This is a genomic window from Campylobacter lanienae NCTC 13004, assembly GCF_002139935.1.
GTDB lineage: Bacteria > Campylobacterota > Campylobacteria > Campylobacterales > Campylobacteraceae > Campylobacter > Campylobacter lanienae.
The window spans coordinates 533381-554677 of record NZ_CP015578.1 but is presented as its reverse complement, the minus strand read 5'-3'; the positions used below and the strand labels follow the sequence as shown (position 1 = coordinate 554677).

Here is a 21297-nt window from a genome sequence, read left to right as displayed (position 1 = left end):
CTATCCCTTTATAACGATATTTACAAGCTTATTTGGCACATAAATTTCTTTTATAATCTCAGATGAGCCAATCCACTTAGATGCAGCGATTTTGGCTTGATTTATGATCTCTTGGTCGCTTAAACTCTTATCTATCTCTATCTCGGCTCGTCTTTTGCCATTTATGGTGATAGCTAAATTTATAGTATCACTCTCAAAAACTTCACTTTTAAGCTCGATTTTTCTAAGATTTTTAAGCCCAAATAACTCACTACTAAGCTCCCAAGAGACATGCGGGATAATAGGCTCAAGCAAACTTAAAATTATATAATACCCCTCCGTCCATATATCTTTGTTTTGTTGAGCATTTAGGGCATTTAGAGCCTCCATACAAGCAGCGATTAAGGTGTTAAATGTAAAGCTACTCTCAAAAACCTCGCTTGATTTTTTAAGTGCTTCATAGACTTTTAGCCTTGCGTATTTCTCATCTTTGTTTAAATTTGCGTGATTTATAGATGGGAGTTGCTCTGTTTTATAGGCATTTACACTTCTATCATAAAGTCTATTTATAAACTTAAAAGCACCCTCCACAGCGCTATCATTCCACTCAAGCTCCTTTTGTGGTGGAGCTGCAAAAAGTATAAATAGCCTTGCGGTATCAGCACCATATCTATCTATAATCTCATCTGGATCAACCGTATTTCCCTTGCTTTTACTCATTTTAGCGCCGTCTTTTAAGACCATACCCTGAGTTAATAAACTAGCAAAAGGCTCACTATCACGCAAATAGCCAAGATCTCTTAAAACTTTTTGAAAAAATCTAGCATATAAAAGATGAAGTATAGCGTGTTCTATCCCACCGATATATTGATCTACGCTCATCCAATAATCAACACTTTTTTTATCAAAGGCTACTTTTTCCCAAGTTTTCTCATCACTTGCATATCTAGCAAAATACCAGCTACTTTCAAAAAATGTATCCATAGTATCGGTTTCTCTTTTAGCTTGATTGCCGCATTTAGGGCATTTACATTTTTTGAAATTTGGATGCTTGTCTAGCGGATTTCCCTCACCTGTGATACTCACATCTTCAGGCAATAAAACAGGCAAATTCTCAATACTCTCGCACACAACTCCGCATTTATCGCAATGCACTATAGGGATCGGCGCACCCCAATATCTCTGTCTAGAGATACCCCAATCTCTTAATTTGTAGTTTGTAACCTCTTTACCGCTACTGCTATTTTCGAAGTAATTTATGATAGTTTTACTAGCCTCATCATAATCCATATTATTTATCATATCTGAATTTATATGGTTGCCACTCTTTTGAGTATATGGCAACTCATCGCACTCTATTATCTTTTTAATAGGTAGATTAAATTTAATAGCAAACTCATAATCCCTCTCATCATGAGCAGGCACCGCCATCAAAGCCCCATGACCATACTCAGCTAAGACGAAATTCGCACACCATATCGGCACTAGCTCTTTGGTTATCGGATGGATAGCATTAATGCCTAGATAGACTCCATCTTTATCAGCTATTTGGCGCTCTTTTGGACTTTGATTTAGCATAAATTTGATCTTATCTTTTATCTCTTTTGAGGTATTATCACTATTTAAAATCTTTTTTGTAAGGCTATGCTCTGGCGCTAAAGCACAATAACTAACTCCATAAATAGTATCAGCCCTAGTAGTAAAGACCATAAATCCATCTTCACTAGCAATCTCCTTGCTACGATCATCAAGCTTAAATTCAAACTCAAGCCCGCTACTTTTACCTATCCAATTTTCTTGCATAGTTATAACTTGATTTGGCCATTTGCCATCTAAATCTTTTAAACACTCCAAAAGCTCATTAGCATAATCTGTAATTTTGAGATAATATCCTGGCATCTCTTTTTGAATTACATCGTGGCCACATCTCCAGCATTTACCATCTTCTACTTGCTCATTTGCCAAAACTGTTTGGTCATTTTCACACCAATTTACCACAGCAGATTTGCGATATACCAAGCCTTTTTCATACATTTTTATGAAAAACTCTTGCTCCCATCTTGTATAGAGTGGATCGCTAGTAGCTAATAAGCGATTTTTAGAAAAGCTTAACCCCAAGGTATCAAGCTCTTTTATCATATATTCTATATTTTCATATGTCCATTTTTTAGGATGAATTTTATGCTTTATAGCGGCATTTTCTGCTGGCATACCAAAGCTATCAAAACCCATTGGCTGAAGGACATTAAACCCCATATTTCTATAATACCTAGATAGGGCATCACCTATAGCGTAGTTTCGCACATGCCCCATGTGAAGTCTGCCACTAGGATATGGAAACATAGATAAAATATATTTTTTAGGTAAGCTATAATCATCTTTTGGCTCGCTATAACCGCTATCTCTCCAAGTAGTTTGCCATTTATACTCTATATCTTTAGCTACATATTGCATTATCTATCCTTAAAATTCATCTCTAGTTTTATACGCTTCTATCAATATCAAAATAATAGAAAATATATTTGCCAAAATCGCACCTATAACTAGCGTATATACCATACTTTGGCTATAGCCAGTTATTAGCAATACAAAAGCAGGAATTAGGTGTAAATCAGCCACCAATGAACTAGCAAAAAGCTCCGCTGCGAGCAAATTTCTCACTCCTACTTTTAATAGAGTTGAGATCAAATTTATACTAGCAGCGATAAATAGAGCCACAGCATTATCTTCAAACAAAAACCCAGCCGTAGTAGTCAAGCTCATAAGCGCAAAAAATGTAAATATAACCTTACCCCAATCCATACAAACTCCTTATAATCTGCCTTTTTCATACATAGCGCGAATTTTCTCTTTCTCTTTTTTTCTTAGCTCCTTAGCAGCAATCAACGCTCTATAACTCTCAACACTAAATCTAAACCAACTTAGCATAGGTGCTGCTATAAAAATCGAGCTTATAGTGCCGATTAGAATGCCAATTATCATAATAGTAGAAAATCCATGTATCATATCTCCACCATAGAAAAATAGCGTAATCACCGCTAAAAGCGTAGTCACAGAAGTCATCAAAGTCCTAGAAAGAGTAAGCGATACAGACTCATTAATCACCCCAAATAGCTCTATAAATTTACTATCTCTAATCCTCTCTCTAATCCTATCAAATATAATAATAGTATCATTTAGCGAGTATCCTAAAACAGTTAAAACCGCCGCTAAGGTATCTAAATTCACATCAATACTAAGCAAACTAATAGCCCCAAGCACGATAACTACATCGTGAATTTCACTAAATATAGCTGCTAGTGCAAATCTCCACTCAAACCTAATACCGATATAAATAAGTATCAAAATAAGCGAAACAACAATAGCCATTATACCTTTTTGCCTTAATTCACTACCGATTTTTGGCCCTACTACATCAACTCGGCGAATCTCAAATTCCCCACTACCTTTAAGCATATCAGCCACAAAATCCCCAGGATTATTGCCCAAACTATCACTAGTTGTGGTATATCTAATGGTGATTTCGCTAGCTGAACCAAACTCTGTGATACTAGCATTTTTCAAAATTTCATTAGTGGCAAATTTCTGCCTAATCAAATCTATTGGCGCATCCTTATCATGATATTTAACCTGAATTAGCGTCCCACCAGCAAAGTCAATCCCATAATTTAACCCCTTGGTAAATAAAAGCGCAATAGAGCCAAAAAACAGCACACCACTAAGAGCAAACATCACCCATCTAATGCTCATAAAATTATATATTTTACTCTTATCAAATATCTGCATTTTAGCCCCTTTTAATCCTATAACCAAACCACAGCACGCTACTACCCTTTTCTATCTTGCGACTTAAAAACTCAAACATCCCATGGGTACCTAAAATAGCTGTAAGCATAGAGGCTACAATACCTATACTCATAGTTACAGCAAAGCCCTTTACAGGCCCAGTGCCATAAGCATATAGAGCAGCTGAAGTTATAAGCGTGGTTAAATTCGAATCCACGATAGCGCTCATAGCGTTTTGATAGCCCTTTTGGATACAAGTGTGGATATTGTGACCCTCTTTTAAAAGCTCTCTAATACGCTCATTTATAATCACATTGGCATCCACGGCCATACCGATAGTAAGCAAAATACCAGCCATACCAGGAAGTGTAAGCGTCGCACCAAATAGAGCCATAACCGCTATAAGTAACACTATATTAACAACCAAAGCGATATTAGCCAAAACTCCAGCTAGACCATACACCATAACCATAAATATCAAAACCAAAATAGCACCAACAGATAGCGCCACCATACTTTGATCGATACTTTGCTGACCTAGGCTTGGGCCTATGCTTCTTTTCTCTTCTAAATTCACAGGAGCTATCAATGCCCCGCTTCTTAAAGCTATAGCCACATCTCTAGCCTCTTCTACACTAAATCCACCACTTATCTGACCGCTTCCACCGCCAATTCTCTCATTAATAGATGGAGCTGAATATACTCTATTATCTAATACTATAGCAAGTCTTTTACCTACATTTGCCCCAGTAAAATCCCCAAATATCTTAGCGCCTTGAGCATTTAGAGTAAAATTTATAATTGGCATATTTGTTTGATTATCAAATGCCACCTTAGCATCTACTAGCATACTACCATCTAAGACTGGAATTTCATTAACTAAATACTTATATCTTGGATTTCTAGCATCGCTTAATAATAGATCTCCATAAGCTGCGGCCTCATCTTCGTTCATAGTTTGAGCCATATCTTGGCGTTTTTCATCCACTGCCATGAGCTGTAAATGCGCTGATTTGGCTATCAAATCCATAGCTCTTTGCTCATCGGCTGCATTTTTAATACCAGGAAGTTCAACTAAAATTTTATCTTCACCTTGCTTAATCACCGTAGGCTCAGCCAAGCCAAATTGATCTAAGCGATTTCTGATAGTCTCTACTGCTTGATCTACTGCGTATTTGGCTGTGTCGATCTTCTCTTGCGGGGTGAGTAAAACTCTGTAATTTAGCTCATCTTTTTGAATTTCAATACCACTGATTTTAGATAAAATTCCATCTAATTTCTTGATATCATCACTATCTAAAAGAGCTATACTAATCCCGCTCTCATCGGCTTTTAATCTATCTACTAAGATATCATTTTTATCAGTATCGTATTTGATAGCTGAAGCTATTGATTTGATTTTAGATATTAAGGCTGCGTCTGTTTGGACGCTTAATAGCATATATAAACCACCTTGTAAATCAAGCCCTAGGCTTACCTTTTTACCATTTTGACTATCAGTAAAGCTTGGTATAGAAAAAAATATACCAAACACTAAAGCAAGGATAAAAACTATAAGCCTATAAGTTACCCTACTTCTCATCACTTGACTCTATTTTGTCTAATTTTTTGGCGACAAAATTTCTATCAATGCGGACAATTACATCATCATTAAGTTTAACTTTGATAAAATCATCTTCTGGTTTTACCACTTCGCATACTAAGCCTCCATTTGTGATGATTTTATCACCTTTTTGGAGATTTGCTAGCATATTTTTATGCTCACGCTGCTGCTTTTGCTGTGGTCTAATAACCAAAAAATAGAATATTGCAAACAATACAACAAGAGGTAATAATGAAGTTAGCATTGAATTTTCTGCCATGTGAATCCTTTAAGAAAAAATTAGTTGCCTATTTTACATTAAAATTTATAATAAAAGGCTTTATGATCTCCATTTTGCTATCCCTTTTTATATTTTTGGATCTACTAAATTTAAAATATATAGCAAATTTAGGGCTTTTAAGTGCGATTATAGGTTTATATATCCTTTTAAAAAGCGATAGAAAAATTTGGTTTTGGAGTGGGTTTTTTATCGGATTATTTTGGTTTTATTGGATTAGTTTTAGTTTGATTTATTATAATTTTGGCTATCTTATACCTATTGAAATTTTGGGAATTTGTTTAATATATGGCTCTATATTTTTAGCTGTTAGTTGGCTAGAGAGTATCTATATCAAGTCTATTTTCTTGCTATTTGCTAGTTATGTGGCACCTTTTGGCTTTGATTGGTTGAATTTTGAATTGATATTTGTCGATACGCTTTTTAAGCCTACTATTTATACTCTTGCTTTGGTATTAATATCCATTATTATATCTATAAAATTTAGTAGATATTTAGGTCTTGGGGCTATGGTTTTATCTCTTATAATCAGCTATAAATCCACAGATAATTTTGAGAGTTTGCCCTTTAATATCTCACTTATCACAACCGAACTTAACCAAAATCAAATTTGGGATCGCAACACAAAAAACGATATCATTAAAAGCAATCTAAATATAATCGACCAAGCCATCTTGGATGGCTCTAGGGCTGTGGTTTTGCCTGAGAGTGCCTTTCCACTATTTTTGGATCGTAGCCAAATTCTACTTAGCGAACTTAGGCAAAAATCTCATCAAATAGCCATCATAACTGGTGCTTTGGGCGCTAGCGATAATAAGCTTTATAACTCAACTTATATCTTTGACAAAGGTGAGGTTAAAAGGCTTGATAAGCTTATTTTAGTGCCATTTGGCGAAGAGATTCCATTGCCAAATTTCATTAAAAATCCTATTAATAATATCTTTTTTGATTCAGCTGTGGATTATAGCAAAGCTAATGGGGTGAGTGATTATGAGATTGATGGAGTCAAAATACGAAATGCCATCTGCTACGAAGCTACCAAAGATGAGCTATTTAAGTATAATCCTAAATTTATGATAGCTATTAGCAATAATGCGTGGTTTAGCCCATCTACTCAGCCAAATTTACAATCCAAAATACTAAAATTAAAAGCCTTCAAGCACAAAACCACAATATATCATAGTATAAATGGCAGCCCTAGCCAGATGATAACCCCATAGTGTTACTATGGGTAATATATTTAAATTTTTATCTGGTTTTTAGCGAATTTCAGCTTACTTTTATGGGGGGGGTATAATGCTATATGGATTTTTGTAATCCAAATTCATTATACAAGGACTTTCTTTGGCAAATATGGTTAAATTTGGTGCTGTAGTTGTAGCAGCTACAGCTATTTTAAGTAGCAGTGCAGCAGCGCAAGGCGGATTTGTAGGGGTTGAAGGTGCATTATTGCAAAGTCAAGTCAAACTAGATGATATATACCCATCAGTACTTGACGATCCAAAAGATACTTCGATTGAACTTGGATTAAAAGCAGGTTATGACTTTGATGTTTTTAGAGTTTGGGGTGGCTACTCATATAGAACTAAAGGCAGCGAAGATTATAATATGAAAGATGGCGCAGATTTTATAAATGGTGAATTTAACTGGCAAACTCACAATATTTTAGTAGGAGCTGATTATACTCCATCATTAACAGATAGCTTCAAACTAACACTTGGTGCTTATACCGGTATTTCTATCGTTAGAGGAGAATTTACTGGTCAAGCTCAATTTACTACTCAAGATAGTTATGGTACTTACGAATTTACACTCAGCGATAATTCAATAACTGGTGTAGGCAGTATATGGGGTGCAAAACTTGGTGGTATCTATGAAGTTGTTGAAAATAATGAGATTGAATTTGGTATAAAAGGCGACTACAAAATAACTGATATAGAAGATTATGATAACATACTTAACTATGGTGTATATGTAGGTTATAATTACAAATTTTAATCAAACGGACGAATCTCTTCGCCCCGAAATAAAATCTCTAAAATTTAAATTTAATCTATCCACCTAGATATTTTTTCTTAATCTCATAATTATTAGTCATATCTTTTGATACGCCCTCCATAACTATATGGCCATTTTCTAAAACATAGGTATAATCACTGGCTTTTAAGGCCAAAAAGGCATTTTGCTCTACTAAAAGTATAGTGATCCCCTCTTCTTTTAATCTCTCTATAATATCAAAAACTTCACCAACAATCTTAGGTGCCAAGCCAAGACTAGGCTCATCTAGCATTAAAAGCTTTGGCTCGCCCATCAAAGCCCTAGAGATAGCTAGCATTTGAGCCTCGCCACCACTTAAAGTCCCAGCTAATTGATATCTTTTTTGTTTGAGTCTAGGAAATAGCTCATACATTGTATCTTTTAGGTGTTCGTAATTCTCATCATTGTTAAAAGCACCCATTTTAAGGTTCTCTTCTACACTTAGATTTATAAAAACTCTTCTGCCCTCTGGCACTAAGGCTATACCTTGCTTTACGATTGTGTGAGTCTTGTGTCTGCTAGTATCATAGCCTAAAAATTTTATCTCGCCACTTCTTTTGACTGAATTTATAAGCGCATTTAGAGTGCTAGTTTTGCCTGCGCCATTTGAGCCTATAAGGCTTACTATTTGACCAGTTTGGACTGAAAAGCTAATCCCCTTTACCGCCTCAATCACCCCATAATAAACATGTAAATTCTTAACTTCTATCATTGTATAAAATCCCCTAAATACGCACTGATAACATCTTTGTGATTTATAGCTTCACTTGGGGAGCCTGTAAAAATCACCCTACCATAATCAAGCACCAAAACCCTATCACACAGATGATTTACAAATTTCATATCATGCTCGATTAATAAAATAGATAACCCATCACTAGCCCTAAGATCAAAAATCAAATTTGCCAACTCATCACTCTCGCTAGGATTCATCCCCGCTGCTGGCTCATCTAATAATAATAGCTTTGGATTAGTAGCTAAGGCTCTTGCTATCTCGACTTTACGCTGTGTGCCATAACTCAAATTCTTAGCAAATTCATTAGCATATCTAACAATCCCCAATCGCTCCAAAATAGCCATAGCTCTCTCTTTGGCTAATTTTTCAGCTTTAGCAAATCTACCTAAATGAAAACACGCTTCTAAAAAGCTATATTTTGTTGATTGATTTAGCCCTATTAAGACATTTTCGACCACGCTCAAAGAGCCAAAAAGGCGTATATTTTGAAAAGTTCTAGCGATACCTAAATTTACAATTTTATTTGGTTTTATGCTATTTAAAATCACCCCATCAAATTTAATCTCACCTTTACTTGGTTTGTATGCTCCGGTGATGATATTAAACATTGTGGTTTTACCGGCTCCATTTGGCCCAATAAGACCGAAAATTTCACCTCTTTTAACCCCAAAACTCGTCTCTTTAATAGCTTCAACACCGCCAAAATTTTTTGAAATTTTATCTAGCTCTAATATCATCTACGCCTACCTTTAAATAGATCGCTTAACTCTCTTTGACCCATAATTCCACTTCTAGCAAATAGCATAACAAAGATTAACACCAAAGAAAATACCACCATTCTAAGCCCCGGATAAGCCTCGGTTTGATGGCCAAATATATTCATCGGCTCATCTAAAAATCTAAGCCACTCACTACCGCCCATTACTAGCACCGTTGCGATAATCGCTCCACTAGTGCTACCAAGGCCACCTAGCACAATAATAATAAGCAATAAGAAAGTAAACATAAATGTAAATTGATCAGGGCTAACACTACCTAAAAGCCCAACCAATAAAGCCCCGCCCATCCCTTCAAAAAACGCACTCACGCAAAAAGCCGTAGTCTTAGTAGCAAAGGTATTAATCCCCATAGCCATAGCTGCGTCTTCATCATCTCTTACGGCTTTCATGGCTCGGCCAAATTTAGAATATACTAAATTTAGTATCACAATAGTAGCGATAATGGCTACTCCTCCGCTATAAAATATATTTGTAAAGCGACTTAAATTCCCATTTTCATCAGCTCTCATAACCTCATTTAAGCCAATTGAGCCATTTGTAAATGCTGGGAAATTTATAGCTAATAACTGGATTATAAAGCCAAATCCCAAAGTCACAATAGCTAGATAATCACCACGCACTCTAAATACAGGAATAGCCAAAATCAAAGCAAGCAAGGTAGCACAAATTCCACTTATAATCATAGCCAAAATAAAGTTGCTAGTATATAGAGCTAATATCACGCTTGATGGCTCGGCTGCGTCAAATTGATATAGCTTAGAATCAGCATTTAAGAGCAAAATAGCCGCCACATACGCACCCACAGCCACAAATCCATTAGGCTCAAGGCTAAACTGCCCAGTTACGCCATTTATGAGATTATAGCTAATCGCAAGAGTTATGAAAATAGCGATATTGTTCGCAATTCCTAAGCTATATTCACCCAAATATCTATCACAAACAAATAAAAATCCAATAGCCAAAATAGTAGCTAACCAAAATTTAAATTTACCCACCATTTAAAACCTACTCTTTTCAAAATTAATCCCCAAAATTCCAGTTGGCCTAAATAACAAAACTAAAATCAAAAATATAAAAGCAAAAGCATCTTTAAACCCTGCAAGATCTGGAAATAAAGCCACCGCCACAACCTCGCTAAATCCTATGATAAATCCACCAAGCACAGCTCCACCGACGCTTCCGATACCACCAAGCACAGCCGCCCCAAAAGCTTTAAGTCCTATTAAAACTCCCATTAATGGATCGATACTAGGATAATTAATAGCCCAAAATACCCCACCGATAGCAGCCAAAGATGAGCCTATGGCAAATACAACTGCGATGATTAAATTCGCATCAATTCCCATCAAATTCACGGTATTAATATCAAAAGCTAAGGCCCTAATAGCAATTCCATATTTGGTTTTATAAAGTAGATATAGCACAATACAGAGCAAAAATATAGTAATCACAGGAACTAATATCGCACTAACAGGCAAATTTATAGCGCCAATCTTGACAATATTTTCAAAAAATGGTGGCACGCTAAAAGACCTAGGTGTCCCACCAAATACAACTTGAAAGATATTTTCTAATAAAAAGCTAATCCCAATAGCGGTAATTAATAGCGAAATTCTAGGCGCATTTCTAAGTGGTTTATAGGCTATTTTGTCAGTAGATATACCTAAAATTGCAGATACAACCACAGCAACAATCAAAGCAAATCCAAATGGCAACGACATACTAGTCATAGAAAATAACGCCACATAAGCCCCAACCATCATTATATCACCATGAGCAAAGTTAATAAGCCTAAGCACCCCATAAACCATAGTATAACCAATAGCTATCAAAGCATACATAGACCCCAAGCTAAAACCATTAACCATCTGTTGTAAAAATAGCGTTAAATCCATAAATTCCCTTTAAATAAAGCTTTTTAAATCTAAATTTATTAAATTCACTCATTTCTCAAAGTTGTCAAAATATCGATATTGCTAGCCTTTTTAGCTGGATAATATGATGATAACAAGACAATAACTATAGCACCAACTAATATCATAGCTAGATCATAAATTGATAACTCCATAGGAAGTTTTGAGCTTCCATAGACATCAGCTGGCAAACTCACTATATCAAAACTACCTAAAAGCCAAACACCAAAAAGCCCCAAAATCAGCCCAAATATAATCCCACTTCCACCAATCACAACACCTTGAGTAAAAAAGCTCTTTTTAATCTCGCTCTTACTTGCCCCAAGTGCCAAAAGCAAGGCGATCTCTTGGCGACGATTCATAACAGTCATAAGAAGTGAGCTAATAATATTTAAACTAGCAACCAAAATTATAAGCATTAAAACAATAAAAAGCGCCCTTTTTTCTAACTCCAAAGCACTAAAAAAATTGCCATTTTGCTCCCACCATCCGATGGCTCTTTGGCCTGGTTTTAAGAGTTGATTTAGCTTTATGATATCATCTTTTGGGTTATTAGAGTAGATGTGAATTCCATCATATTTTTTACTCCCATAGCCTAAAATTTTAGCCAATGCATCTATATCTGTGTATGAGTATGCCTTATCATAAGCGATGAGCCCTGAGCTAAAATTTGCTACATACTCAAATCTCTTCATAACTGGCATAGAGAGCAATCCACTTGGATTAAGCTCCATAAACAAAGTTGTGATTTTCTCATTTAAAGATAGAGCAAAATCATCAGCAATCCCCTTACCTAAAACTATCTCAAAGCCCTTTGGCGTGGTATCTTTTAAGGCTTCATTAATTACAGAGTTTATCTGCTTTTCATCATCAAAATTCACACCAAACAGCAATCCGCCCTCTAGCTTGTTGCCATATTTTACAATAGCTTGTGTAGAGATATATGGGCTAAATTTAAGCTCTTTAAACTGCTCTTTAAGCCTGATTACATCGCTATCATCGATAGAGCCTTTCATATAGCTTATAATCGTGATTGGATAGTTCATAGTAAATAGCTTACGCTCAAATTCTTTATCAAAACCATTCATTATAGCCATAGCAATTATAAGCACCATAAGCCCAACACTAACCCCCAAAAAAGCTAAAATCGCCGATAGTGTGATAAATGGCTGAGACTTATCAAATCGTAGATATTTAAATAGCAGATACTTAACCACTAGGCAAAGACTCCGATTTTTGGCCCACTCTTACCACAACACTCTTTATATTTTAACCCACTACCGCAAGGGCAAGGCGAGTTGCGAGATGGCTTTTTATCTCTTTTTGGCATATCTTTTGGCTCATCTATATTTGTTAATTCTGTTTTAAATTTAACCACTTGTAACGCTCTTACACTCTCAGTTTTTAGCCTATTTACAAGCTCCATAAAGAGATTATAGCTCTCTTTTTTATACTCAGTTAGTGGGTCTTTTTGATTATATCCTCTAAGCCCAATTCCCGTTTTTAAAATATCCATTTGATATAAATGCTCTCTCCAAGCTGCGTCTAAAATTTGTAGATATAAGAGTTTTTCTATACTCTTTCTTTGCTCACTATCTATATTTGACATCTTATTCTCATAATCTTTAGTAAGCTCATCAACTATAAAAGATTTAATTTCATTATAATCAAGCCCCTTTAGCTGGCTGGAATTTATATCTATTAGGCTATTTTCTTTTATTATCAAGCATAGTTTATCCATATCAAAATCCTCGCTAAGCCCACCATCGACAATATCAGCATCATCTAAAAACATAGCGACCAAATCTTGGCGATTAGATATAATCTTATCTTTTAGATCGCTATTTGGATCTAGTAGCTCATCTCTATATTTATATATAGTTTTTCTCTGTTCATTTGCTACATCATCATATTCTAAGACATGCTTTCTACTCTCAAAATGCAAGCTCTCTACTTTCTTTTGAGCATTCTCTACAGCACGAGTAACTAGCCTACTCTCTATACTCTCACCCTCTTCTATACCTAGTCTTTCCATAATAGCTTTTATCTTATCACTACCAAATATCCTAAGGAGATTATCTTCTAAGCTTAGATAAAATCTACTAATACCAGGATCGCCCTGACGCCCAGCACGACCCCTTAATTGATTATCTATACGGCGGCTCTCATGTCTCTCTGTGCCTATAATATATAACCCACCAAGCGCTCTAACCTCATCATCGATTCTGATATCCACACCACGACCAGCCATATTAGTCGCTATTGTGACTGCGCCTTTTACTCCAGCTTGAGCAATGATTTGAGCCTCTTTTTCATGATTTTTAGCATTTAAAACTGAATGCGCTATTCTCTCTTTTACAAGCATATTATGAAAAACTTCACTCTTTTCTATACTCGCAGTCCCTACAAGCACAGGCTGACCGATGGAATTTGCCCTTTTGATCTCTTCAATAACAGCTTTGAATTTCTCATTTTCACTCTTATATATTAAATCATCTTTATCCAATCTCTTAATAGGTAAATTCGTAGGGATAGAGATTACATCTAAGTTATAAATTTGAGAAAATTCCGTAGCTTCGGTTTGGGCTGTTCCTGTCATACCAGCTATTTTCTCATACATTCTAAAATAGTTTTGAAATGTTATATCGGCTAAGGTTTGGCTCTCTTCTTGAATTTTCACACCCTCTTTGGCCTCTAAGGCTTGATGAAGACCTTCACTAAATCTCCTACCTTCGCTAAGTCTGCCTGTGAATTCATCCACAATCACAACCCCAGAATCACGCACCACATAATGGACATCTTTTTCAAAAAGATTATGAGCTTTTAAGGCTTGGTCTAGATGATGGCTTAAAATAGCATTATCTAAATTATATAAATTCTCAACCCCAAAAAGCTTTTCAGCCTTAGCAATACCAGCTTCAGTTATCATTATGGTTCTGCTCTTTTCATCTACTATAAAATCCCCTGTAGGCTTATCTTGAGGCGTGGCTGCTGGCTCACCTTTTACCATAGCTCTAGCCACCTCATCAGCCTTGATATAGCCATCAAGAGTGCGATTAGTAGGCCCTGAGATAATAAGAGGCGTTCTAGCCTCATCGATTAAAATACTATCTACCTCATCTACTATTACAAAATTATGCTCCCTTTGAACCTTCATAGATAATTCAAATTTCATATTATCACGCAAGTAATCAAAGCCAAATTCATTATTCGTCCCATAAGTTATATCAGCATCATAAGCGGCCTTACGCTTTACATCATCATACTCACCACCTACTATAATCCCCACACTAAGGCCTAAAAAGTTATATATAGCACTCATTTGCGTAGCATCTCTTTTGGCTAGATAGTCATTTACTGTAACTACATGGACACCTTTTTTATCCATAGCGTTTAAGACCACCGGCAAAGTCGCTACTAATGTTTTGCCCTCACCAGTTTTCATCTCTGCTATGCGGCCATCATTTAAGACCATACCGCCTATTAATTGGACATCGAAATGTCGCATATTCAAAACTCTTTTAGAGACCTCTCTAACAATAGCAAAAACATCATTTAATATACTATCTTTAGTAGCTTTGCCATCTATCAAAGAGCTTTGTAATTTAACGAATTCAGCCCTTAGCTCATCATCATTTAAAGCTTCATATTTTGGCTCTAAGGCGCCAATTTTGGCTACTCTTTTATAATATTTTTTGATCTCTTTGTCGTTTTTTGTCCCAAAAATTTTTCTAGCAATGAGTGAAAGCATCTCTTATCCTGTAGTTAAAATAAGCTGCTATTTTATCTAAAATCGCTTAAATTTAGCCTTTTATTTGCTAAATTTAGATAGAATAAACAACCAAAAATTACCAATTTTAAGGCAAATTATGAGAAAATTTATAATTATTTTTACCCTATTTCTAAATCTTTTTGGCTATAGTGAGCTTGAATTTAAAAGCTTAAGTGCTAAATTTACTCAAACGATCACAAGCCAAAATCAAAAGATTATCTACACCGGCTCAATATCGATAGATAGTGATTTTGGAGCATTTTGGCAATACAATACACCAACACAAAAATCAATATACATTAGCAATAGCAAAATCACAATAATAGAGCCACAATTACAACAAGCCGTAATCACAAATCTACAAAACTCGCCCGATATAACCCAAATTCTAAATAACGCCCAAAAGCTATCTGATAATAAATTTCAAACCACATACGATGATATAACCTACGATATAGTAGTAGAAAATAGCAATCCAAAGCTAATTAGCTATACCGATAAACTTGGCAATATAGCCACTATCGAATTTCACCAAACAATCAAAAATAGCCCCATCAATAAAGAGCTATTAACCCCTAAAATCCCATCTGATTATGATATAATCAGCAATTAAAAATTCTTATCAAAGTTATTATCTGGGATTAAATTTTCAATCTTTGGTAGCTCTGGAATAGCTGGTTGAGCGCTACTTGAGCTATCTTTATTCATCGCTTTTATAGCATCAAGTATCTTTTGGATATTGGTCTCTTCAACAAATTTAAGCTTAATAATATATATATCATCTATGCTAATTGAGTGCTTTTTATCGATATATTTGATTAAAGTAGCCTTAAAGCTCTCTTTGCCTTTTGAAGTCATGATATCCTCAGCATAAAAGCTCCCAACAATGATATTCAAAGCATCATAAATAGGTGCTCTTGCCACATCATCATCTCTGGTTATAATCTCCAAATCCATAGAGATTTTTTTAAGGTTATTGGTATCATATTTGGAGTATAAATCACTCTCAAACCCCTCTACACTCACCACATCACCAAAGCCCAAACTACACAAAATCATCATAGATAAAATCGCTTTTTTCATATATCTTCCCTTATAAATTTCTCTTTTAGATAAAACTCTTTTACATTATCATCTATATTCACAACACTTTTTAAATATGAGCCAAAATCCCTACTTTTGGTATATATTATCTTTAAATTATCCCAACTAATCGCCCTTGAAAGCGCTACATATAACTGCCCATTGGCAAAAATATTATCCAAATTACACACCAATCTATCAATACTCATCCCTTGGGATTTATGAATCGTAATAGCATAGGCTAATTTCAATGGAAATTGAGTAAATTCCGCCCTTAATCTCTCATTTATACTCTCGCCATCTCTCTCATACTCAATCAAAGAGTATGTAAAAGGCTCTACCTGTGCCATCTCGCCACTATCTTTTAAAACACTGATACTAACGATATTACCGCCATCATCGCTATTTAGCTCTTTGATTATACCTTGTTCACCGTTATAGTATTCGCCCCTTTTATTGGATAAAAACATAATTCTAGCATCTATTTTAATCTGTAAATCACTCAAAACATTTAGGCTATTTACCCACCTTTCATAGGCATTTTTATCTAAATTTTCATCATATATCTCACCACTAGCTTTTAGCGATATTAATGGATTTGGAATTTGAGCCAATCTCTTGGCATTTAGCATATCAGCTGGGGCATTTGTCCCAAATAAAACTATGCTATCTTCTGGAATTACATTTGTGATTTTAGATCTTAAATTTTGATAAATTTCATCATCTATAATTCCAAGCCTAATGCGTGATAACATAGAATAAAATTTAATATCAGAAGTCCTTTTAGATATCACCAATTCAACATTTTTAAATTTCAAATTATGCCAAGCAGTAGAGTCAAAAGCATAGCAAAAACTCATCAAGCTACCATCGTCTTGCTTTTTAACCGGTGGTAATTGATAAAAGTCCCCCACCACCATCACACGACCTTTGAAATTACCTTGTATAAGTCTGTAATTTATCATCTCCATCAATTCAGCACTTACCATAGATATCTCATCGATTATCAAAAGATCGATATTTTTGATAATATCAAATAACTCTTTTAGCTTTGATTTTTGCTTGAGATCAAGAGCTTTTAGCTCCATATGATTAGCACAAAGCCCAAATTTAAAAAAGCTATGTATAGTCACCCCACCGATCCCAACAGCACTAATCCCAGTGCTACCAAGTGCTACAATATCCTTGCCATCATCTTTATAAATTCGCATAATCTCTTTGGTGGTATAGCTCTTGCCTACTCCACCACCGCCAGTTAAAAATAGATTATTATTCCCAAGAAGCTCTATAATACAATTTAACAAACTATTTATCCTATTTTTGTTAGAATTATACCCAAAAAATATTAAGGATAAAGATGAAAAATTCACTACTATTTCTAATAATTTTTATATTTTTGGGCTGCGCTAAACAGAGCTATACGCTAAATGAGTTAAATTTAAGGCTTGATTTGGATTTTAATCAAAGCGCAAATATCTTACCCGATACCGATCTAAACTTCAAATCAAATAATAATGAATTAATCAATAGATATTTTAGCGTTTGGGATGGCGGATTTGATGTAGATATAAATGACGCTATGTGGGCGTTTGATACCTACACTTATGAGAAGCAAAAATATTATGGAGAGAGCCATATCTTGCGTGATCAAGAGTGGTTCGATAGACACAGACAAAATGCGAATTTCGCATCTTATAAAAGAGTTTTAAAACCTGCAATAATCCTTAGAGATACCGCTGTTAGGGGTTTTCCTACCAAAGAGAGACTATTTTTAGATAGTAGGCCAGGCGAGGGATATCCATTTGATTACTTACAAGATTCAAATTTAGAAGCCTTTCATCCAGTTTTGGTATCACATTTTAGCCTTGATGGTGCGTGGGTCTTTATCCAAAGCGACTCATTTACCGGCTTTGTAGCCAGTAACGATATCAAGATTCTAAGCAAAAAAGAGGCTAATGAGTTTAAAAAATCCAAATTTGGCATATTTATCAAAGATAGAGTCGCTATAAAAGATCAATCTAATAAATTTATATTTTACTCAAGAATCGGCGGTCTAGTCCCATATACAAAGATTGAAAATGGCAACTTCATCACCCCACAAGGCTATAAAATCAGCCAAGATATCGCCACTATAAATTTAGAGCTAAACTCCAAAAACGCTAAACTAATATTAAATGAGATGATAGGGATGAATTACGGCTGGGGCGGATTAGATGAGCTTAGAGATTGCTCTGCTTTTACCAAAGACTATTTTGCTAGTTTTGGAATTTGGCTACCACGAAACTCCAAACAACAATCCCAAATCGCTCAAATAATAGATTTAAAAGAGTTATCAGATGAAGCCAAAAAGGCCAAAATAGTTGAATTTGGCGTGCCTTATGCTACGCTTTTGTATATGCGTGGCCATATCATGCTCTACACCGGTGTAGTAGATGGCAAAATCAGCGTTACTCACGCTTCATGGGGTTTAAAAACCAAAAACAACTCTAGAGCAATCATAGGTCGCACAGCTATAACTGATATCGAGATTGGCAAAGATAGAAGCGATATAAAAGCACTTTTATTAAGCCTTGTAGAGTCTATGAATATCTTAACCCCAAATCCAAAACTAGCCCTACAAAATAGTTATAATATCAAATTTCAAAACAACAATATAATATTTGCCAACAACTCATCTATGCCGTATGAGATAGGTAGTAGCGATATTTTAAATAACCCAAGTATAAAAGATATGTTTGCTCTAAACTACCCACTTTTAAAGCCTTTAAACTCTCAATTAACAGACGCTGGACGGATAAGAAATGAGCAGTTTTTTAACGCAATTTATGGCGATAGCAAAGAAGCAGTAGAGGCTAATCTAAGTGAAGTAATCTGGCTAAAAAATAGCCTAAACCAAAAGATCAAATTCAACTCCTTAAATGGCGCAGCCAAAGCACTACAAAAAGTCAGCGATGAGCTTGATATATTGGTAAAAAATGAGCCAAATTTAATTATCTATCTTCAAGATATCGGCGGAACATTTAAATATAGAAATATAGCTCAAACCAACAGACTATCACCGCATAGCTGGGGAATCGCTATAGATATAAATGTAGCAAATAGCCACTACTGGCTATGGAGTAAAGATGGCTATCAAAACAAAATTCCATATAAAATAGTAGAGGTATTTGAAAAAAATGGATTTATCTGGGGCGGCAGATGGGAGCATTTTGATACAATGCATTTTGAGTATCGCCCCGAATTTGCCGCCTTAAGGGTTAATTAAATATAGGCAATCCCATCATTGCTGAAATTATAAAGGCATTTATAATATCTATGAAAAACGCCCCAACCAATGGAATAACGATAAAAGCCATGTGGCTTGGACCATAATGTTTTGTTACCGTTTGCATATTTACGAGTGCCGTAGGCGTAGCACCAAGACCAAATCCACAATGCCCAGCCGATAGCACAGCCGCATCATAATTCTTACCACAAAATCTAAAAGTGATAAATATGACATATAAGATCATAAGGATAATTTGAACTATAAGAATTGTTAGCATTGGAAGCGCTAGTGAGATAAGTTGAGCGATATTGATAGTCATCAAAGCAAATGCCAAAAATAGAGATAAACTCACATTGCCAATCACAGAAATTTCACGATCAAATACTGTGTGAATTTTGGTTGCTGATAGGACATTTCTAAGCACAGCACCAGTAAGCAAACACCAAACAAATGTAGGCATAGTTACAAATGTAACAATTTTTTTAAGCTCAGTCCCCACTAGCAAACATATAGCAATCAACGCCAAAGACTCCACAAATGAAGAAGATGTTATCAATCTTCGTTTTTCAGGCTTTTCAAAAAGAGTTGGATCGACCTTCTCTTCTAAGTGATGTCCGCTTAGACTATTTTTCACAACCAAATATCTAGCCACAGGCCCACCTATGATTCCGCCTGCTATCAAACCAAATGTAGCCGCCGCCATCGCTACTTCCATAGCTGGAGCGTAGTTATAAGGCTCTTTGATAAACTCAGCCGCCCATGCTGCACCCGTACCATGCCCACCACTCATTGTGATAGATCCTGATAGCATTCCTATAATAGGATTTTCACCCATTGCCAAAGCCACACCGATACCAGCTAAATTTTGTAAAATCAATAACCCAGTTACAATAAATAAAAATCCGATAATTACCTTTCCACCCTTTTTAAAAGAGGCGAAATCAGCACTAAGACCGATAGTAGCATAAAAGGCAAGCATTAATGGATCTTTAAGCGAACCATCAAAACTAAAGCTAATCCCAATATATTTATTAGCTATAAATAACAAAATAGCCACAATAATCCCACCCACAACTGGCTCAGGAATATTATAAACTCTTAGGAATTTAACTTGTTTAATGATGAAAGTACCTAATAACAAAACAAAAACCATCGCACAAAGAGTGGAATAAAAATTGAGTGTAATTTCCATTTAAATCCTTAAAATTTAATATTAATATCTATTATATTTAATTTATTTAAATAATAAAGCATTTATGAGAATTTTTGATAATAGCCAATACCCAAATTCTCACTACTAATATCTATTCTTATGCCTTAGCTAGAGCTCTTTTTTTATTGGAGTTTAAATACATTATCAAAAAAGTCAGTAACCATTAAGGTTACCAAAACCTTATCAATCGGCATAGTTACATCGCATTTTGTACTCCAAAATATATCAGCGTCAGGATCTATGGTTGCTTCTATAATTTGCATAGCTTCAGACATATTGCTCATCGGATGATCTGGATGTATAGTAAAATTAACTATAGCACCCATTGTGCCTTTTATATCTATACCACCTAAAAGCGGAGATTGCATAGCTGATTTTAAGGCTTCTTGAGCTGCCTTGTTACCTTGAGCCTCGCCAATACCCGTCAAGAAACATTCTACACTACTCATAACTGTTATAATATCAGCAAAATCAATATTGATATCAAACTCACTATGACTAAGAAATATAGAGCTTATACCATTTACTGCACTCGCTAAAATAGTATCAAATGATTCAATGTTATCTTTTGGGTCAGCTTTACTATCTGTGATATTACTTAATTTCTCATTTGAGATAACTACAACGCCATCGCACATTTTTTTAAGCTCATTAATATTTTTAGTAGCAAGTTGAATTTGTTCATTATTTTTAAATTTAAATGGAGTGGTTACTATAGCTATGCTAGTTTGGTAAATATAATTAGTGGAGTAAAAATTGAGTGTAATTTCCATTTAAATCCTTAAAAAATTTAATATTAATTTGATTAATTTATTAAATAAATGAAGTATTTATAAGAATTTTGGTGGTTA

19 protein-coding genes are annotated in these 21297 nt (G+C 35.1%); 4 read left to right on the top strand and 15 right to left on the bottom strand.

Annotated elements, in window-relative coordinates; all coding sequences use genetic code 11:
* Genes leuS through yajC form a run of 5 tightly spaced genes read right to left on the bottom strand, consistent with a single transcriptional unit; the run spans position 1 to position 5627 of the window.
* Entirely contained in the window at positions 1-2433 is a 2433-nt protein-coding gene (gene leuS, locus CLAN_RS02835; RefSeq protein WP_100590536.1) for a leucine--tRNA ligase, read from the bottom strand.
* A 9-nt stretch (positions 2434-2442) separates the two neighbouring features.
* Entirely contained in the window at positions 2443-2781 is a 339-nt protein-coding gene (locus CLAN_RS02830) for a DUF6394 family protein (RefSeq protein ID WP_086236898.1), read from the bottom strand.
* A gap of 9 nt (positions 2782-2790) precedes the next feature.
* On the bottom strand, positions 2791-3765 hold the full coding sequence (gene secF / locus CLAN_RS02825; RefSeq protein ID WP_100590535.1) for a protein translocase subunit SecF: 975 nt from the start codon (positions 3763-3765) through the stop codon (positions 2791-2793).
* 1 nt (position 3766) lies between these two features.
* A complete protein-coding gene (secD, locus tag CLAN_RS02820; RefSeq protein ID WP_086226276.1) occupies positions 3767-5350 on the bottom strand; it encodes a protein translocase subunit SecD in 1584 nt (527 codons plus the stop codon).
* Complete coding sequence (yajC, locus tag CLAN_RS02815) at positions 5337-5627, bottom strand: preprotein translocase subunit YajC (protein ID WP_086224811.1); 291 nt, start codon at positions 5625-5627, stop codon at positions 5337-5339. The genes secD and yajC overlap by 14 nt, the downstream gene beginning before the upstream one ends.
* On the opposite strand from yajC, the gene CLAN_RS02810 reads away from it, so the two are divergent.
* Together CLAN_RS02810 and CLAN_RS02805 are read left to right on the top strand one after the other, a co-directional pair.
* Positions 5600-6865, top strand: coding sequence for an apolipoprotein N-acyltransferase (locus CLAN_RS02810; RefSeq protein ID WP_100590534.1), 1266 nt, complete (start codon positions 5600-5602; stop codon positions 6863-6865). The genes yajC and CLAN_RS02810 overlap by 28 nt on opposite strands.
* A 124-nt stretch (positions 6866-6989) precedes the next feature.
* Positions 6990-7643 carry a TonB-dependent receptor gene (locus CLAN_RS02805; protein WP_100590533.1) on the top strand — a complete coding sequence of 218 codons (654 nt, stop codon included), beginning with the start codon at positions 6990-6992 and terminating at the stop codon, positions 7641-7643.
* Between the two features lie 55 nt (positions 7644-7698).
* On the opposite strand, the gene CLAN_RS02800 is transcribed toward CLAN_RS02805, so the two are convergent.
* Genes CLAN_RS02800 through secA form a run of 6 tightly spaced genes read right to left on the bottom strand, consistent with a single transcriptional unit; the run spans position 7699 to position 14861 of the window.
* Positions 7699-8394, bottom strand: coding sequence for an ABC transporter ATP-binding protein (locus tag CLAN_RS02800; RefSeq protein WP_100590532.1), 696 nt, complete (start codon positions 8392-8394; stop codon positions 7699-7701).
* Complete coding sequence (locus CLAN_RS02795) at positions 8391-9155, bottom strand: ABC transporter ATP-binding protein (RefSeq protein WP_096013444.1); 765 nt, start codon at positions 9153-9155, stop codon at positions 8391-8393. The genes CLAN_RS02800 and CLAN_RS02795 overlap by 4 nt, the downstream gene beginning before the upstream one ends.
* On the bottom strand, positions 9152-10195 hold the full coding sequence (locus tag CLAN_RS02790) for a branched-chain amino acid ABC transporter permease (RefSeq protein ID WP_100590531.1): 1044 nt from the start codon (positions 10193-10195) through the stop codon (positions 9152-9154). The genes CLAN_RS02795 and CLAN_RS02790 overlap by 4 nt, the downstream gene beginning before the upstream one ends.
* The gene (locus tag CLAN_RS02785; RefSeq protein WP_100590530.1) at positions 10196-11092 is read right to left on the bottom strand and encodes a branched-chain amino acid ABC transporter permease; all 897 of its coding nucleotides are present in this window, start codon (positions 11090-11092) and stop codon (positions 10196-10198) included.
* A gap of 44 nt (positions 11093-11136) precedes the next feature.
* The gene (locus tag CLAN_RS02780; RefSeq protein ID WP_096019253.1) at positions 11137-12327 is read right to left on the bottom strand and encodes an ABC transporter permease; all 1191 of its coding nucleotides are present in this window, start codon (positions 12325-12327) and stop codon (positions 11137-11139) included.
* Entirely contained in the window at positions 12327-14861 is a 2535-nt protein-coding gene (gene secA / locus CLAN_RS02775) for a preprotein translocase subunit SecA (RefSeq protein WP_100590529.1), read from the bottom strand. Before secA ends, CLAN_RS02780 begins: the two co-directional genes overlap by 1 nt.
* 118 nt (positions 14862-14979) lie before the next feature.
* Here secA and lolA point away from each other — a divergent pair, with 118 nt between their 5' ends.
* Positions 14980-15495, top strand: a complete 516-nt coding sequence (lolA, locus tag CLAN_RS02770) for a LolA-like outer membrane lipoprotein chaperone (protein WP_096018083.1) — start codon at positions 14980-14982, stop codon at positions 15493-15495.
* Here the strand turns inward: lolA and CLAN_RS02765 are convergent.
* Both CLAN_RS02765 and CLAN_RS02760 read right to left on the bottom strand, forming a co-directional pair.
* Entirely contained in the window at positions 15492-15965 is a 474-nt protein-coding gene (locus CLAN_RS02765) for a hypothetical protein (RefSeq protein ID WP_096013450.1), read from the bottom strand. The two genes, lolA and CLAN_RS02765, sit on opposite strands and share 4 nt — an antisense overlap.
* Positions 15962-17269 carry an ATP-dependent DNA helicase gene (locus tag CLAN_RS02760; protein WP_100590528.1) on the bottom strand — a complete coding sequence of 436 codons (1308 nt, stop codon included), beginning with the start codon at positions 17267-17269 and terminating at the stop codon, positions 15962-15964. Before CLAN_RS02760 ends, CLAN_RS02765 begins: the two co-directional genes overlap by 4 nt.
* A gap of 53 nt (positions 17270-17322) precedes the next feature.
* Here CLAN_RS02760 and CLAN_RS02755 point away from each other — a divergent pair, with 53 nt between their 5' ends.
* Positions 17323-19230 carry a bifunctional C40 family peptidase/M15 family metallopeptidase gene (locus CLAN_RS02755; protein WP_100590527.1) on the top strand — a complete coding sequence of 636 codons (1908 nt, stop codon included), beginning with the start codon at positions 17323-17325 and terminating at the stop codon, positions 19228-19230.
* Here the strand turns inward: CLAN_RS02755 and gltS are convergent.
* Together gltS and CLAN_RS02745 are read right to left on the bottom strand one after the other, a co-directional pair.
* Positions 19223-20425: a sodium/glutamate symporter gene (gltS, locus tag CLAN_RS02750; RefSeq protein ID WP_100590526.1), complete on the bottom strand. Its 1203-nt coding sequence runs from the start codon at positions 20423-20425 to the stop codon at positions 19223-19225. The genes CLAN_RS02755 and gltS overlap by 8 nt on opposite strands.
* Positions 20426-20568: 143 nt before the next feature.
* A complete protein-coding gene (locus tag CLAN_RS02745; RefSeq protein ID WP_100590525.1) occupies positions 20569-21219 on the bottom strand; it encodes an FtsZ/tubulin family protein in 651 nt (216 codons plus the stop codon).
* Positions 21220-21297 lie beyond the last annotated feature (78 nt).

Coding starts and splice junctions, on each gene's coding strand:
- leuS (WP_100590536.1), bottom strand. CDS start 2,433: ATGCAATATGTAGCTAAAGATATAGAGTATAAATGGCAAACTACTTGG.
- CLAN_RS02830 (WP_086236898.1), bottom strand. CDS start 2,781: ATGGATTGGGGTAAGGTTATATTTACATTTTTTGCGCTTATGAGCTTG.
- secF (WP_100590535.1), bottom strand. CDS start 3,765: ATGCAGATATTTGATAAGAGTAAAATATATAATTTTATGAGCATTAGA.
- CLAN_RS02810 (WP_100590534.1), top strand. CDS start 5,600: ATGAAGTTAGCATTGAATTTTCTGCCATGTGAATCCTTTAAGAAAAAA.
- yajC (WP_086224811.1), bottom strand. CDS start 5,627: ATGGCAGAAAATTCAATGCTAACTTCATTATTACCTCTTGTTGTATTG.
- CLAN_RS02800 (WP_100590532.1), bottom strand. CDS start 8,394: ATGATAGAAGTTAAGAATTTACATGTTTATTATGGGGTGATTGAGGCG.
- CLAN_RS02795 (WP_096013444.1), bottom strand. CDS start 9,155: ATGATATTAGAGCTAGATAAAATTTCAAAAAATTTTGGCGGTGTTGAA.
- CLAN_RS02790 (WP_100590531.1), bottom strand. CDS start 10,195: ATGGTGGGTAAATTTAAATTTTGGTTAGCTACTATTTTGGCTATTGGA.
- CLAN_RS02785 (WP_100590530.1), bottom strand. CDS start 11,092: ATGGATTTAACGCTATTTTTACAACAGATGGTTAATGGTTTTAGCTTG.
- secA (WP_100590529.1), bottom strand. CDS start 14,861: ATGCTTTCACTCATTGCTAGAAAAATTTTTGGGACAAAAAACGACAAA.
- lolA (WP_096018083.1), top strand. CDS start 14,980: ATGAGAAAATTTATAATTATTTTTACCCTATTTCTAAATCTTTTTGGC.
- CLAN_RS02765 (WP_096013450.1), bottom strand. CDS start 15,965: ATGAAAAAAGCGATTTTATCTATGATGATTTTGTGTAGTTTGGGCTTT.
- CLAN_RS02755 (WP_100590527.1), top strand. CDS start 17,323: ATGAAAAATTCACTACTATTTCTAATAATTTTTATATTTTTGGGCTGC.
- gltS (WP_100590526.1), bottom strand. CDS start 20,425: ATGGAAATTACACTCAATTTTTATTCCACTCTTTGTGCGATGGTTTTT.
- CLAN_RS02745 (WP_100590525.1), bottom strand. CDS start 21,219: ATGGAAATTACACTCAATTTTTACTCCACTAATTATATTTACCAAACT.